This is a genomic window from Streptomyces sp. NPDC093111 (assembly GCF_040683955.1).
GTDB lineage: Bacteria > Actinomycetota > Actinomycetes > Streptomycetales > Streptomycetaceae > Streptomyces.
The window spans coordinates 192,094-206,301 of sequence record NZ_JBFBNW010000015.1 but is presented as its reverse complement, the minus strand read 5'-3'; the positions used below and the strand labels follow the sequence as shown (position 1 = coordinate 206,301).

Sequence of the window (14,208 nt, the reverse complement as noted above, 5' to 3'; positions counted from 1 at the left end):
CCGGCAGCCCGCCCCCACCCGTCAGCTCGACTCCCGCCGCACCACCCGGGCCGCCAGCATCTCCTGCTGCCCCGGCGTCGACTCCGGGTCGCGGACCACCCGGTCGACCAGCTCGGCGAGCTCGCGGCCCAGCACCATGTCGATGTGGACGGTGCTCAGGCGGGGGCGTAGCAGCCGGCCGAGGACCAGGTCGTCCGAGCCGATCACGGCGGTCTCCTCGGGGATCGCGATCCCGGCGTCCTGGAGGGCGCGCGCGAGCAGCATGGCGTACTCGTCGTTGTAGGCGAACACCCCGTCAAGGCGCAGCTCGCGCCAGCGGGCGGCGAGGGCGGCGGCGGGTTCCTCCTCGAAGCGCAGCGGCAGGCGCACGAGCTCGGCGCCCGCCGCCTCCGCCACCCGCCGTACGCCCTCGAAGCGCGGCACGGAGAACATCTCCAGGCCCGGCTCCTCGGGCATCACGACGCCGATGGTCCGGCAGCCGCGCTCGACGAGGTGGGTACCGGCCGCCCGGCCGACCTGCGACTGGTCCATGACGAGCGCGTGGGCGCCCTCGACCGGCTGCGGGCCCACGGTGATCACGGCCTTGGCGCCGGAGCGCTTGAGCAGCTCGACGCCCTGCGGGGTGAGGTCCACCTCGCCGAGCGAGACGACGGCGACCGGGCGCAGCTCGGCCCAGGCGCGGGCGGCCTCGTCCGGGTCGAGCCCCACGCTGCCGTACTGGACCACGGTGTAGTCGAGGCGGCGCAGTGCCCACTGGAGCTCGTTGAAGAAGCGGCTGTAGAGCGGGCCGATCGGCACGTGGGCGGTGGGCAGCAGGACCATCCGGCTGTGCCCGGCCCGCAGGCTGCGGGCGGCGGCGTGCGGGACGTAGCCGAGTTCCTCGGCCGCCTCGCGGACCTTGCGGCGGGTGGGCTCGCTGATCCGTACGGCCGCGGTGTTGTTCAGGACATAGCTGACGGTGGCCCGGGAGACGCCCGCCAGCCGCGCGACATCGGCGCTGGTGGGGACGGTGCGTCCGGCGGACTGCTTGGGTGACTGGCTCATCGCTTCGGCATCTTTCCAGAACGATCCGGACTCAGGTCTGGCGGATGGCCGGATTCGAGTGCTACACAGGGGTTACACGCGCCACTGACACGTGTAACCACCAGCGTGCACCCCTTCTCCCCCTTCCGCTCCCGCCCCCGCACGGGCGTCTTCACCTCAGGAGGGCATCGTGGCCCTTTCCTCCCCCGGAACCTCGCCGGACACCGGCACCGCAGGCGCCGCCTCCCCCGGCACCCCCCGGCCCACACGCGGGCTGCTCTCCCTTCTGCTGGCCGGCAACACCGCGATGTACGCGCTCTACATCGGCGTCCCCGGCATGCTCCTGGCGCTCCAGATCGAGGACATCGACCCGGCGTCGAAGGTGGCCAACTTCGGACTGGTCTCCGGTGTCTCCGCGATCTTCGCGACGATCTTCAATCCGGTGGCGGGCGCGCTCTCCGACCGTTCGGGGCGCCGCAATCCGTGGATCCTCGCGGGCGGGCTGCTCGCCGTGCCGGTGATGCTGCTGCTCGGCAGCGTGCACACGATCCTGCTGGTCATGATCGCCTGGTGTCTCGGCCAGGCCGTGATGAACATCTACCAGGCCGCCCTCACCTCCGTGGTGCCCGACCGCGTGCCGCTCGCCTCGCGCGGCAAGGCGTCGGCCGCCGTCGGTCTCGGTCTGCCGATCGGATCCACCATCGGCGCGCTGGTCGGCGCCGCCTTCTCGGAGAACTACCGGACCGGCTACCTGGTGTTCGGCGCGATCGTCGCCGTGACCGCCGTCCTGTTCACCTCCTGCGCCCGCGAGGAGCGCATGCCGGCCAAGGCGCCGCTGCCGTTCAGGCAACAGATGGCGGCGTTCGGCAGCGCGCTGAAGGACCACGACTTCCGCTGGGCGTTCATCGGCCGGGCGCTGCTCGTCCTCGGCTACTTCGCCGTCGCCGGCTTCCAGCTGTACATCCTCAAGGACCACACGGACCTGCCGGCCGGGCTGAGCGCCGAGGAGGCCGTGGCCATCCTGATGCCGCTCAACTCGGTCGCCATGGTGGTCTCCACGGTGCTCGGCGGCTGGCTCTCCGACCGCTACGACCGGCGCAAGCTCTTCGTGGGCGCCTCCGCCGCGCTGGCCGCCGTCGCCCTGGTGATCCCGGCCGTCTCGGCGAGCTGGACCGCGATGCTCGCGTTCTCCGTCGTGAACGGCCTCGGCTTCGGCTGCTACATGGCCGTGGACACCGCTCTGGTGACGATGGTGCTGCCGAAGGCCGAGGACGCCGCCCGCGACATGGGCGTGCTGAACGTCGCCAACGCCGGACCGCAGATCGTGGCGCCGTTCGTCGCCTCGCTGATCGTCTCGCTCAGTGGCGGATACACCGCGCTGTTCCTCGTCGCCGCCGTACTGTCGGTGCTCGGCGCACTCGCCGTGCGCCCGATCCGTACCGTGCGCTAGACACCGCCCGCGCACCCCGCAGAGAGGCACCGCCGTGCAGTTGCACACCACCACGTGGGGGACCGGCGAGCGCGTCGCGCTCCTGGTCCACGGGATCATGGCCGACCACCGCACCTGGCGGCGGGTCGGACCCGCGCTCGCCGAGCGCGGCTATCGGGTGGTGGCCGTCGACCTGCGCGGTCACGGTGCCAGCGCGCGGGCCGACGGGCCCTCGGGGTACGGCCCGCAGGACTACGCCGACGATCTCGTCGAGACCCTGCCCGCCGGGGCCGAGTTGGCGATCGGCCACTCGCTCGGCGGCCTCACCCTGGCGACCGCCGTGGAGCGGCTCGCCCCGCGCCGGGCCGTGTACGTGGACCCGGCCTGGTACCTGCCGACGGGCCTGAACGGCTTCCGGGCCGAGCTGTTCACCCAGGCCAAGTCGCTGACCCGGGAGCACGTGCGGGAGTTCAACCCGCGCTGGGCCGAGGAGGACCTGGACATCGAGCTCGACTCGGTACGTCTCTGGGACGAGCGCTCGGCGCACGGCCTGAGCCCGTTCGCCGGCAAGGAGCTGGCGCCGGGGCACCCGGTGGTGCCCTCGCTGCTGATGCTGGCCGACCCGAGCATGCTGGTCTCCCCGGAGCGGGCGCGGGTCTTCGAGGAACGCGGCTTCCGGGTCCGTACGGTGGCCGGGGCGGGCCACACGATCCAGCGGGACGACTTCGACGGGTTCATGACCGCCCTGGACGGCTGGATCTGACGTACCTTCTGTGCATGGACGACGCTTCGATGGTGGGACTGCTCGGCCGGGTGACCGGCACTGTCGGACCCGGCCTCGTCGGTGAGGTGATCGTCCGGATCAGGGGCGGCGCCGAGCACTTCCTCGCCTATCCGGCCTCGCCCGAGGAGCGGATCGAGACCGGAACCGTCGTGACGGTCGTGGAACATCTACCGCCGCGCACCGTCTATGTCACAGCCGCGTACGGCGGTTGACCGATCCATTGATCGGCGGATGGGCCGGGAGCACACTCCCTTCACCGGAACCGCACGGTTCCGGTGAAGGGGGACCTGCCCATGAGCCTCGGGATCCTGGCGGGCGCCGTCGTCGGCGCGCTGGCCGTTCTGATCGCTCTGTTCAAAATGATGTGGCGCGTCGCTGAGCCCAACGAGGCGTTGATCATCTCCGGTTCCAACCACAAGATGGAGGGGCTCGGCGAGGGCATGGGATTCCGGATCGTCACCGGACGCGGCACGCTCGTGCTGCCGGGCGTCCAGGCGGTGCGGAAGCTCTCGCTCGACCTCAACGAGACGCAGCTCTCGGTGGAGTGCGTCACGCACCAGGGCATCCCGCTGAAGGTGCGGGGTGTGGTCATCTTCAAGGTGGGCGACGACTTCGTGTCGATCGCCAACGCCGCCCGGCGCTTCCTCGACCAGCAGAAGCTGATGTCGGAGCGGGTGCACATCGTCTTCGCCGGTCATCTCCGCGCCATCGTCGGCGGGTTGACGGTGGAGGACATGATCCGTGACCGGGAGAAGCTGACCGGGCAGGCGCGTTCGGCCTGTGGCACGGAGATGGAGAAGCTGGGTCTGATCGTGGACTCGCTGCAGATCCACGAGATCGAGGACCCGACCGGGTACATCAAGAACCTGGCGGCACCGCACGCGGCGGCGGTCCAGCGGGACGCGCGCATCGCGCAGGCGGAGGCCAACCGGCGGGCGACCGAGGCGGAGCAGCAGGCCGCCGCGCGCATGTCGGAGGCGACCAGGGACAGCGAGATCCTCCAGGCGGGCTACCAGGCCGAGCGGGACCAGGCGTCCGCGAAGGCCCGGCAGGCCGGTCCGCTGGCCGACGCGGCGGCGCGTCAGGAGGTCGTGGTCCAGGAGACCCGGGTCGCCGAACTGGAGGCGCACCGTACGGAGCAGCGGTTGCAGACGGACGTGCGCAAGCCGGCGGACGCCCAGGCGTACGAGAAGCGGACGCTGGCCGCGGCCGAGCGCGACGCGCGGATCTCGGCGGCCGAGGCCGACGCGAAGGAGACCGAGCTGGCGAGCGCGGCGACGGCGACGGCCACCCGCGTGACGGGTGAGGCGGAGGCCGCGGCGGCGCACGCGAAGGGCCTGGCGGTGGCCGAGGCGACGCGGGCGAAGGGTCTCGCGGAGGCCGAGTCGATCAAGGCGCGGGCGGCGGCGCTCGCCGAGAACCAGGAGGCGGTGGTCGCGCAGCAACTGGCCGAGCGGTGGCCGGAGATCGTGGAGGCGGGCGCCTCGGCGTTCGGCAACGTGGATCAGATGGTGCTACTGAACGGCGCGGACGGCATGGCGGACATGTTCGCCAAGGCCATGACCATGGGCGGGACGGGCCTCGGGCTCGCCCGCCGGCTGCTCGCCGGCGTGGGTCCGGACCCGGCCGCGGGCGGCGGGGCGCCGGCCGCGGTGCCGGCGCCCCGTTCGGAGGAGATCGCGGTCGGCGACGGCGAGTAGCGGCGCCCGACGGCGTTGGGGCCCGGCACCCGTGCGGTGCCGGGCCCCGTGCGTGCGTGCCGCGGCGATGTCAGCAGTCCTCGTCCTTCTTGACGGCGCCGAGGTGGATCCGGGTCCCGTCGAGGGCGGCGCCGGGTCCGGGCTCCTGGGTGCAGATCTTCCAGCCCTCGGCGTTCATGGGCACGGTCCGTCCCTTGCCGGAGACGTCCTCGACGAGCATCGACCCCGACAGCTGGGCCATCGCGCCGGCGACGCTGCCGCCGACGAGGTCGGGCATGGAGCCCTTGGCCGCCTGCGGGGGCTCGGTGATTCCCGGGGTGGGCGTCTCGGGGCCCGCGTCCGGTGCGGGGGACGCCGTGCAGGCGGTGAGTCCGGCGGCGAGCAGGGCTACGGCGAAGGCCGTGACGAGACGGGTGGTGCGCATGTTCCCCCCTGGGACGAGCGTGAACGGGGGATCATCATCCACGCTCCGCCCCTGACGTGTACACGCACCTGTTAGTTGTGCCCGAACTTGCGTTCCTTGCGGTGGGACGGGGTGTCGAGGATGGGGCGGGGCGCCTCGGACGCCGCCGAGCGGGGGCTCTCCTTCTCCACGGCCGCCGTCCGGTGCTCGTGGCCGCCCGTCCGCGCACCCTTGTTGACCCGGGTCTGTTTCTTGCCCACGATCGTGCCTCCCGTCGTGAATCTTCCTCCCAGGCTCGCACGGGGGCACGAAAGCCGCATGTCAGGCGTCGGGGGTGAGTGGGGCCCCCTGTGCCAGCACGGGCCAGAGGGCGGGGTCCTCGAAGCCGAGGGCCCACAGGGCGGTGTGGGTGACGCCGTAGCGGCGCAGGACGGGCAGCTGGCCGGCGACGCCGCGGGCGTCCTGGTACCAGACGTGACGGGTGCGCGCGCCGTCCCGGTAGGTGAAGTACGGGGTGCTGGAAGCGGGATCCAGCCGGTACGGAGCGTGCCGGGCGCGCCGGAGGGCCTCGGCCTCCTTCCAGGTGACGTGGGCGGTCTTCCCCGCACGGCTGCCGTCGGCGCGGGTGGCCCAGTCCCAGCCGTAGGCGGGCAGGGCGAGTTCGAGGCGGTCGGCGGGGACGAGGGCGGTGGCGGTGCGGAGCACCTCGTCGTACCAGGCGGTGCTCGCGAGCGGACCGGGGGCGCCGCCCGCCCAGTGCAGGTTGTAGCCCATGACGCGGATCCGGTCGGCCGCCCTGCCGAGGGCGGCGTAGTCCCAGACGCGACCGCTTCCGGCGGTCTTCGGCATGACGGTGACGACACAGCTCTTGGCGCGGGCGCGCAGCCGGGCGCAGACGTCGGCGACGAGGGCCGCGTACCCGTCGCGCACGGCCGCGTACGTGGCGTCGCCGGTGGTGGCGATGGTCTCGTAGTCGAGGTCGAGCCCGTCGTAGGCGCCCCGGGCGGCGGTGGCGAGGAGGGCGTCCGCGTGGGCGGTGCGCCGGGCGGGGTCGGTGACGAGGGCGGCGAGGGCGCCTTCGGGCATCGACTCCATGACGGTGGGCACGACCTTGATCCCGGCCCGGTGCAGGCCGTCGACGATCAGCCGCTCCCCCGCCCCGGGGTGGTCCGCGACCGTGCCGTCGGCCTTGGCCTCGTACCAGAAGGGGCTCACGGTGTGGAGCTGGTCGGCGTGGCGCAGGGCCTGGAGGTAGGCGGTCTCCTGGTCCCAGTACGGGAGCCAGCCGGAGACGGTGCGACGGGCGGGCGGCGGGTCGGCGCCGGCGGCCCCGTCCGCGGCGGCGGTGGCCGGGGCGAGGGGCAGCAGCAGGACGGCGGAGGCGGCGAGGAGAGCGAGGCGCATGGCCACGAGCCTGCGGATCTTCCGCGCGACACGCCCGGCATGCTGGGCCGTTCAGACGCTAGCGTGCCGGGATGACGACTCCTTTGTACTCCACGACCGAGGCCGACCCGTACGCCATCGGGGCGGTCCGCACCTCCTACGCGCCCGACCACGACGGCGACCCCGATCCGGGGGAGATCGTGTGGACCTGGGTGCCGTACGAGGAGAACGACGGGCGCGGCAAGGACCGTCCGGTGCTGGTCGTGGCCCGGGAGGAGGCGGGGACGGTGCTGGCCGTGCGGCTGTCGAGCAAGCGGCACGACCACGACCGCGAGTGGGTGCCGATCGGCTCCGGGTCGTGGGACGCGGAGCGGCGCGAGTCCTGGGTGGATCTGGACCGGGTGCTGCGGGTGCGCGACGGGGGCATGCGGCGGGAGGCGTGCGCGCTGGACCGGCCGCGCTTCGACCGGGTGGTGGAGCGGCTGATCGAGCGTTACGGCTGGTCCTGACCGAAGGTCCGGCGGAACGCGTCCAGGGTGGCGCGGTCCCGGCTCCGGTCGAGGACGCCGAAGACGATCTCGTCGAAGTGGCCGGCGAACCGCCCGTCGCGGGTGATCAACTCCTTGAAGGCACCGGCGACCTCGACGGGGTCGTTCTGGAAGACGCCGCAGCCCCAGGCCCCCAGCACCAGCCTGCGGTAGCCGTGGACCGCCGCGGTCTCCAGGACCCGTTCGGCGCGGGCCGCGAGCACCGCGGGGAGGCGGCCGGCCAGCTCGGGGCTCCGGCGGCGGACCACGCCGGCGTTCGGCGCGGGCGAGGTGAGGAAGCCGACGGTGAAGGGTTCGGTGAGCAGGACCCCGCGGTCGGTGCGGAAGACGGGCACGCCGGGTGAGTGGATGACCCGATCGGTGTAGAAGGGGTCACGGTCCGCGCGGTGGTGCGCGTAGTAGGCGGGGGCGCGCAGCAGGGTGGCGTGGAGGGCGGAGGAGCGGCACAGGGCCTCCTCCTGGGCCTGGGCGCCGTTGAGGTAGCCGCCGCCGGGGTTGCGGGCGGAGGCGAAGTTGAGGACCGCGACGGGGGCGGTGTCGGCGCGGGTCATCCGGCGGGCGGCGACGAGGCTGCTCTCGCCGGTGACCTCGATCAGCGTCGTACGGCCGGTGCCGGGCGTGACGGGGACGGGTTCGGGGCCGTGGAGGCCGGTTCCGGCCAGGGCCGCCGCCAGCTCCTCGGCGAGGGAGACGGTCCGGCCGTCCGGGGCCGTGTAGCGGCCGGCCGCGACGATCTCCTCGGTCTCGTGGGCGAGGGCCCGAAGTCGTGCGCTCATGGCCCGAAAGCATGATCGACCCGTGTTCCGGGCGGCAACGGGTTTTACCGGCCACCCCGCCAGAGGCGCTCTTGCACACCCGCCGGAGGTGGCTTTAGGTGGAATCAGCGCTTTCCCAGGAGGTGCAACGATGCCCACGTCGCCGACGAGCGGCATACCCCGGAGCGATTCCTCGCTCACCGAGGCGGAAGCCGAGGACCTGCTGCGATGTATCTGCTTCAAGACCGGACCGCCCCGCACGGTCGGGGCGGAGCTGGAGTGGCTCGTCCACGATCTGCGTGACCCCCGCCTTCCCGTACCGCCGCCGCGGCTCGCGGCGGCCATCGACACCGTGAGGGCCCTGCCGCTGGTCTCGGCCCTGACCTTCGAACCCGGCGGACAGCTGGAGCTCAGCTCGCCGCCCGCCGCCTCCCTCATGGAATGCCTGGACTCGCTCGCCGCCGACCTGACGGCGGTGCGGGGGGCGCTCACCCCGCTCGGGCTCGGGCTCAACGGCTACGGCGTCGACCCGTGGCACGCGCCCCGCGCGCGCGTGCTGCACGAGCCGCGGTACGACGCGATGGAGATCGCCCTCGGCAGGACCGGGCCCTCGGGCCGGGCCATGATGTGCGAGTCCGCCTCGGTACAGGTCTGCCTGGACGCCGGGGTGGAGGGCCCGGGGCCGCTCGGCTACCGGCGGCGCTGGGAACTCGCCCATCGGCTGGGCCCGGTGCTGGTGGCGGCCTTCGCCAACTCCCCCGTGCACGGCGGTCGCAGGACGGGCTGGCGCTCCACCCGGCAGCTGCTGTGGGCCGACCTCGACCCGGCGCGGGCCCTCGCCCCACCGGCGGACGGCGAGCCGCGGGCCGAGTGGGCGGCGCACGTCCTCGACACCCCGGTGCTGTGCGTGCGGACTCCGGAGGGGCCGTGGGTGGTGCCGGAGGGGCTGACGTTCCGGGAGTGGCTGCGCACGGGCGAGCCGCGCCCGCCCGTGGTGGACGATCTGCGCTACCACGTCACGACCCTCTTCCCGCCGGTGCGGCCGCGCGGGCACCTGGAGCTGCGGATGATCGACGCGCAGCCCGGCCCCGACGGGTGGATGGTGCCGATCGCCGTCACCACCGCCCTGTTCGAGGACCCGAGGGCGGCCGAGGCAGCCCACCGGGCGACGCTGCCGCTGGCGGCGCGCGCGGCGAGCGGTCCCGCGCCGCGCAATCCGCTCTGGCTCTCGGCGGCCCGCAACGGCCTCACGGACCCGGCGCTGCACGCCGCCGCGCTGGCCGTCTTCGACGCGGCCGTGGAGGCGCTGCCGCGGATCGGGGCGTCCGCCGACGTGGTGGGCGCGGTGGGCGCGTTCCGCGAACGGTACGTGGTGCCGGGCGGCTGCCCGGCCGACGGGCTTCAGGAGGTGGTGTCATGACCGGGCAGGACACGGAGGCGCTGCGCCTGCGGGCCGTGACGGCGCTGACCACGGCGCGGGAGCGGACCGCGCTGCTCACCTCCTGCGTGGAGGACTCCGAACTCACCGCCCAGCACTCGCCGTTGATGTCGCCGCTGGTGTGGGACCTGGCGCACATCGGCAACCAGGAGGAGCAGTGGCTGTGGCGGGCCGTCGCGGGCCGGGAGGCCCTGCGGCCCGAGATCGACCCGCTGTACGACGCGTTCCGGCACCCGCGCGCCGCCCGGCCGTCGCTGCCGCTGCTGGCCCCGGCGGAGGCCCGGGCGTACGCGGCCGACGTCCGGGGCCGGGTCCTGGACGTGCTGGGCACCGCCCGTCTGGAGGGCCGCCCGCTGGTCGACGCGGGCTTCGCCTTCGGGATGATCGCCCAGCACGAACAGCAGCACGACGAGACCATGCTGATCACCCATCAGCTGCGGAAGGGTCCCGCCGCGCTCTCCGCTCCCGCCCCGCCGCCGTCGCACGGCTCGGGGCCGCTGGTCCACGAGGTCCTGGTGCCGGGCGGTCCGTTCACGATGGGGACCGACGACGAGCCGTGGGCCCTCGACAACGAGCGGCCGGCGCACACCCGGATCGTCCCCGCCTTCTTCGTCGACACCGTCCCCGTGACCAACGGCGCCTACCAGGCGTTCATCGCCGACGGCGGCTACCGCGAGGAGCGCTGGTGGCGGCCGGAGGGCTGGGCGCAGATCCGCGAACACTCCATCGTGGCACCGCTGTTCTGGCACCAGGACGGCGGGCGGTGGCTGCGCCGCAGGTTCGGCGTGACCGAACCGGTGCCCGAGGACGAGCCGGTGCTGCACGTCAGCTGGTACGAGGCCGACGCCTACGCCAGCTGGGCCGGCCGCAGGCTGCCCACCGAGGCCGAGTGGGAGAAGGCCGCCCGCCACGATCCGGTGTCCGGCCGCTCGCGCCGCTACCCGTGGGGGGACGCCGACCCCGAGCCCGTACACGCCAATCTGGGGCAGCGGCACCTGGGGCCGGCGCCCGCCGGCGGCTACCCCGAGGGGGCGTCGCCGCTCGGGGTGCGCCAGCTGATCGGCGACGTGTGGGAGTGGACGGCGAGCGACTTCCTGCCGTACCCGGGCTTCCGGGCCTTCCCGTACAAGGAGTACTCGGAGGTGTTCTTCGGGCCCGCGCACAAGGTGCTGCGGGGCGGGTCCTTCGCCGTCGACCCGGTGGCCTGCCGGGGCACCTTCCGCAACTGGGACCTGCCGGTGCGGCGGCAGATCTTCTCCGGCTTCCGCACCGCGCGCGACGCGGAGCCCGTCTGATGTGCCGGCACCTCGCCTTCCTCGGCGAACCGGTGGCGCTCGGCGAAGTGCTGCTGCGGCCGCCGCACTCCCTGGAGCGGCAGTCCTGGGAGCCGCGGGCGCAGACCAGCGGGGTGGTGAACGCGGACGGCTTCGGGGTCGGCTGGTGGGCCGAGGGCGACCCGGTGCCCGCCCGCTACCGGCGGGCGGTGCCGATCTGGGGCGACCCCTCGTTCGCGGACCTGGCCCGCGTGGTCCGCACGGGGGCGCTGCTCGCCGCCGTGCGGGGCGCGACCCTGCCGGGGGCGGACGGCGAGGCCGCGGCGGCGCCGTTCGCCGCCGACGGGTGGCTGTTCAGCCTCAACGGGGCCGTCCCGGGGTGGCCGGGGTCCCTGGCCACCCTGGCGGCGACGCTGCCCGCCACGGAGCTGCTCGCCCTGGAGGCGCGGACCGACTCCGCCCTCGTGTGGGCGCTGGTGCTGCACCGGCTGCGGGCCGGGGACGCGCCCGACCGGGCGCTCGCCGACACCGTGCGGGAGGTGGCGGAGGCCGCCCCGGGGGCCCGGCTCAACCTGCTGCTCACCGACGGGGCGACGATCACGGCCACGGCGTGGGGGAACTCGCTCAGTCGTCTCACCGGGCCCGACCGCACGGTCGTGGCCTCCGAACCGTACGACGACGACCCGCGCTGGAGCGCGGTGCCGGACCGCACGGTCCTCACCGCGACCCGGTCCGGCGTCGTCCTCACCCCGCTCAAGGAGCCCTCCCCGTGAGCCCGTTCCAGCTGACCCGCACCCTCGCCGAGGACGCCACGGGCGCCGCGCTGCGCGCCGACGTCCTGCACGGCCTCACCCGCACCCCCAAGGAACTGCCGCCGAAGTGGTTCTACGACGCCCGCGGCAGCGAGCTGTTCGAGGAGATCACCCGGCTCCCCGAGTACTACCCGACCCGTGCCGAACGGGAGATCCTCCTCGCCCGCTCCGGGGAGATCGCGTCGGCGACCCGGGCCCGGACCCTGGTGGAGCTCGGTTCCGGCTCCTCCGACAAGACCCGGCACCTGATCGACGCGCTGCTGCCCGCGCTGGACGCCTACGTGCCGGTGGACGTGAGCGAGTCGGCGCTGCGGGGCGCGGGCGAGGCGCTGCTCGCCGAGCGGCCGGGGCTGCGGGTGCACGCCCTGGTGGCGGACTTCACGCGCGGGCTCGACCTGCCGGACACGCCGGGGCCGCGCCTGGTGGCGTTCCTCGGCGGCACGATCGGCAATCTGCTGCCCGAGGAGCGGCGGGAGTTCCTGCGCGCGGTACGGGCGATGCTGACGCCCGGCGACGCGCTGCTCCTCGGCACCGACCTGGTGAAGGACGAGGCGACCCTGGTCGCCGCCTACGACGACGCGGCCGGGGTGACGGCCGCGTTCAACAAGAACGTGCTCGCGGTCGTCGACCGCGAGCTGGGGGCGGACGCCCATCCGGAGGACTTCGAGCACGTGGCGCTGTGGGACCGCGAGCGCGAGTGGATCGAGATGCGGCTGCGGGCGCGCCACGCGCTCGCGGTGAAGATCCCCGAGCTGGATCTGGTGGTGCCGTTCGAGGCGGGTGAGGAGCTGCGCACGGAGGTGTCGGCGAAGTTCCGTCAGGAGGGGGTGCGCAAGGAGCTGGCCGAGGCAGGGCTGACGCTGGCGCGCTGGTGGACGGACGAGGAGGGACGGTTCGCGCTGTCCCTGGCCACGGTGGGCTGACGGGGGACGCCCGGCAGGAGCCGGTGCGGGTCCGGGTGCGATTGCGCCTGCGGGTGCGGGTCCGGGTGCGCCGGTCGGTGGGGGTGGACGGCGGTCTCGGCGGCGCGGGCGAGGGCCCGGCGGTCGGGATACTGGGTACTGGATATCGGATCCAATATCCAGAGGTCGGCGACGAGTCGCCGCGCCCTCGCGATCCGCCACAGCGACGCCCCCAAGGGGTCGTCCCCGACGAACGCCGCCGGACCGACGGGCCGGTAGTCGATCCGTACCGGCCGGACATCGGATCCCGTGTCCACGGCGGCCTGGAACGCCGCCGGCCGGAAGGCGCCCCCGCCCCGCCCGCACCACGTCGACCCCTCGGGGAAGACGACCACCCGGCCGCCTCCCGCGAGGACGCAGCTCATGGCGCCCACGGTGCCGGGCAGGCTCCGGAGCCGGTCGCGGTCGATGAAGAGGGTGCCGCCGAAGGCCGCGAGGCGGCCGAGCAGGGGCCAGCCGCGCACCTCGCGCTTGGCCACCATCCGGCCGGGCAGGACGGCGGCCAGCAGCGGGACGTCCAGCCAGGAGACGTGGTTCGCCACCACCAGGAGCGGGCCGCCCGGGGGCGCCGCGGGGCCGTGGACCCGGATCCGCACCCCGAAGGCGCGCACCACCGCCCGGCACCAGCAGCGGACCAGGAACAGGCGCCGGACGGGCGGGAGCGGGGCCGCGAGCGGGGCGAGCAGCACGCCGAGGAGTACGGCCGCGAGTCCGGCGGCCAGCCGGAGCACGCCCCGGGCCGCCGACGCGCGCGGGGTGTCGGGCCCGGGGTGGGCGGCGCACCGGCCCGGGGTGCAGGGCGCCGTGGGGAGCCACGGCGAGGGGGCCGTGGGGGTGCTCACCGGACCGGGGCGAGCGAGAGGAAGTGGCGCAGGTAGCGGGGGTTGGTGCGGCGCAGCGACAGCAGGACGTAGAGGTCGGCGACGCCGAAGTCGGGGTCGTGGGCGGGGGCGCCGCACACCCAGGCTCCGAGCCGGAGGTAGCCGCGCAGCAGCGGGGGCAGCTCGGTGCGGCCCTGGGCCGGGGTGACGCCCTCGGGGGTCCAGAGGCGGTGCGGGGTGACCCAGAACTCCTCGGGCGCGAGGTGCTTGGCCTTGACGGTCTCCCAGGTGGCGGCGGCGAGGGTGCCGCCGTCGGCGAGCGGGACGGAGCAGCAGCCGGCCAGCCACTCGTGCCCGGTGCGGGTCATGTAGCGGGCCAGCCCGGCCCAGATGAGCGCGATGACGGCGCCGTTGCGGTGGGCGGGGTGGACGCAGGAGCGCCCGACCTCGACCAGGTCGTGGCGGATGGGGGCGAGCCGGGCGAGGTCGAACTCGCTCTCCGAGTAGAGCCGGCCCGCGATGGCGGCGCGCTCGGGCGGCAGCACCCGGTAGGTGCCGACGACCTCGCCGGTGTCCTCGACCCGGACGAGGAGGTGGTCGCAGTAGGCGTCGAAGGCGTCGCTGTCGAGGCCGGGTTCCGGCCCGTCGAGTACGGCGCCCATCTCGCCCGCGAACACCTGGTGGCGCAGCCGCTGGGCGGCCCGCACCTCCTCCTGGTCACGGGCGAGGCCGACGACGTAGCGGGGCTGCGGCTCGCCTCCCGGCTGTGGCTGGGCCGGTACGGCCACGACCGGTGCGGCGACGTGCTGGGCGACGGGTACTGCGGCCATGTCGGGCTCCTCCGGCGGTACGGAAGGGACGGTGGGAGCCGGACCG

The 14,208-nt window shown here is 74.3% G+C and carries 16 protein-coding genes; 9 read left to right on the top strand and 7 right to left on the bottom strand.

Annotated elements, in window-relative coordinates; translation table 11 throughout:
• Nucleotides 1–21: 21 nt before the first annotated feature.
• The gene (locus AB0Q96_RS26680) at nucleotides 22–1,044 is read right to left on the bottom strand and encodes a LacI family DNA-binding transcriptional regulator (protein ID WP_365329696.1); all 1,023 of its coding nucleotides are present in this window, start codon (nucleotides 1,042–1,044) and stop codon (nucleotides 22–24) included.
• A 169-nt stretch (nucleotides 1,045–1,213) separates the two neighbouring features.
• Between AB0Q96_RS26680 and AB0Q96_RS26675 the strand changes: the two genes are divergently transcribed.
• The 4 genes from AB0Q96_RS26675 to AB0Q96_RS26660 all read left to right on the top strand — a co-directional run bounded on the left by AB0Q96_RS26675 (nucleotide 1,214) and on the right by AB0Q96_RS26660 (nucleotide 4,936).
• A complete protein-coding gene (locus AB0Q96_RS26675; RefSeq protein WP_365329694.1) occupies nucleotides 1,214–2,473 on the top strand; it encodes an MFS transporter in 1,260 nt (419 codons plus the stop codon).
• Nucleotides 2,474–2,507: 34 nt separating this feature from the next.
• On the top strand, nucleotides 2,508–3,215 hold the full coding sequence (locus AB0Q96_RS26670; protein ID WP_365329692.1) for an alpha/beta fold hydrolase: 708 nt from the start codon (nucleotides 2,508–2,510) through the stop codon (nucleotides 3,213–3,215).
• A 14-nt stretch (nucleotides 3,216–3,229) separates the two neighbouring features.
• Nucleotides 3,230–3,448, top strand: a complete 219-nt coding sequence (locus AB0Q96_RS26665) for a hypothetical protein (protein ID WP_365329690.1) — start codon at nucleotides 3,230–3,232, stop codon at nucleotides 3,446–3,448.
• Between the two features lie 81 nt (nucleotides 3,449–3,529).
• Nucleotides 3,530–4,936 carry an SPFH domain-containing protein gene (locus AB0Q96_RS26660; RefSeq protein WP_365329688.1) on the top strand — a complete coding sequence of 469 codons (1,407 nt, stop codon included), beginning with the start codon at nucleotides 3,530–3,532 and terminating at the stop codon, nucleotides 4,934–4,936.
• Nucleotides 4,937–5,006: 70 nt separating this feature from the next.
• On the opposite strand, the gene AB0Q96_RS26655 is transcribed toward AB0Q96_RS26660, so the two are convergent.
• The 3 genes from AB0Q96_RS26655 to AB0Q96_RS26645 form a co-directional block, all read right to left on the bottom strand.
• On the bottom strand, nucleotides 5,007–5,360 hold the full coding sequence (locus AB0Q96_RS26655; RefSeq protein ID WP_365329687.1) for a hypothetical protein: 354 nt from the start codon (nucleotides 5,358–5,360) through the stop codon (nucleotides 5,007–5,009).
• A 71-nt stretch (nucleotides 5,361–5,431) separates the two neighbouring features.
• Nucleotides 5,432–5,599 carry a hypothetical protein gene (locus AB0Q96_RS26650; RefSeq protein WP_365329685.1) on the bottom strand — a complete coding sequence of 56 codons (168 nt, stop codon included), beginning with the start codon at nucleotides 5,597–5,599 and terminating at the stop codon, nucleotides 5,432–5,434.
• Nucleotides 5,600–5,660: 61 nt separating this feature from the next.
• Complete coding sequence (locus AB0Q96_RS26645) at nucleotides 5,661–6,743, bottom strand: glycosyl hydrolase family 18 protein (RefSeq protein ID WP_365329683.1); 1,083 nt, start codon at nucleotides 6,741–6,743, stop codon at nucleotides 5,661–5,663.
• Between the two features lie 71 nt (nucleotides 6,744–6,814).
• On the opposite strand from AB0Q96_RS26645, the gene AB0Q96_RS26640 reads away from it, so the two are divergent.
• A complete protein-coding gene (locus tag AB0Q96_RS26640; RefSeq protein ID WP_365329681.1) occupies nucleotides 6,815–7,231 on the top strand; it encodes a type II toxin-antitoxin system PemK/MazF family toxin in 417 nt (138 codons plus the stop codon).
• Here the strand turns inward: AB0Q96_RS26640 and AB0Q96_RS26635 are convergent.
• A complete protein-coding gene (locus tag AB0Q96_RS26635; RefSeq protein ID WP_365329679.1) occupies nucleotides 7,216–8,046 on the bottom strand; it encodes a TIGR02452 family protein in 831 nt (276 codons plus the stop codon). The genes AB0Q96_RS26640 and AB0Q96_RS26635 overlap by 16 nt on opposite strands.
• Nucleotides 8,047–8,176: 130 nt before the next feature.
• Between AB0Q96_RS26635 and egtA the strand changes: the two genes are divergently transcribed.
• The 4 genes from egtA to egtD are packed head-to-tail and all read left to right on the top strand — an operon-like array spanning nucleotide 8,177 to nucleotide 12,472.
• Nucleotides 8,177–9,445, top strand: coding sequence for an ergothioneine biosynthesis glutamate--cysteine ligase EgtA (egtA, locus tag AB0Q96_RS26630; protein ID WP_365329677.1), 1,269 nt, complete (start codon nucleotides 8,177–8,179; stop codon nucleotides 9,443–9,445).
• Nucleotides 9,442–10,758 (top strand): ergothioneine biosynthesis protein EgtB, encoded by a 1,317-nt coding sequence (gene egtB / locus AB0Q96_RS26625; protein WP_365329675.1) that lies wholly within the window; start codon nucleotides 9,442–9,444, stop codon nucleotides 10,756–10,758. Before egtA ends, egtB begins: the two co-directional genes overlap by 4 nt.
• Nucleotides 10,758–11,510 (top strand): ergothioneine biosynthesis protein EgtC, encoded by a 753-nt coding sequence (gene egtC, locus AB0Q96_RS26620; RefSeq protein WP_365329673.1) that lies wholly within the window; start codon nucleotides 10,758–10,760, stop codon nucleotides 11,508–11,510. Before egtB ends, egtC begins: the two co-directional genes overlap by 1 nt.
• The gene (gene egtD, locus AB0Q96_RS26615; RefSeq protein WP_365329671.1) at nucleotides 11,507–12,472 is read left to right on the top strand and encodes an L-histidine N(alpha)-methyltransferase; all 966 of its coding nucleotides are present in this window, start codon (nucleotides 11,507–11,509) and stop codon (nucleotides 12,470–12,472) included. Before egtC ends, egtD begins: the two co-directional genes overlap by 4 nt.
• Here egtD and AB0Q96_RS26610 read toward each other — a convergent pair.
• Both AB0Q96_RS26610 and AB0Q96_RS26605 read right to left on the bottom strand, forming a co-directional pair.
• Nucleotides 12,367–13,353, bottom strand: a complete 987-nt coding sequence (locus AB0Q96_RS26610) for a lysophospholipid acyltransferase family protein (protein WP_365329670.1) — start codon at nucleotides 13,351–13,353, stop codon at nucleotides 12,367–12,369. The two genes, egtD and AB0Q96_RS26610, sit on opposite strands and share 106 nt — an antisense overlap.
• On the bottom strand, nucleotides 13,350–14,162 hold the full coding sequence (locus AB0Q96_RS26605; protein ID WP_365329668.1) for a GNAT family N-acyltransferase: 813 nt from the start codon (nucleotides 14,160–14,162) through the stop codon (nucleotides 13,350–13,352). The genes AB0Q96_RS26610 and AB0Q96_RS26605 overlap by 4 nt, the downstream gene beginning before the upstream one ends.
• Between the last annotated feature and the right edge of the window lie 46 nt (nucleotides 14,163–14,208).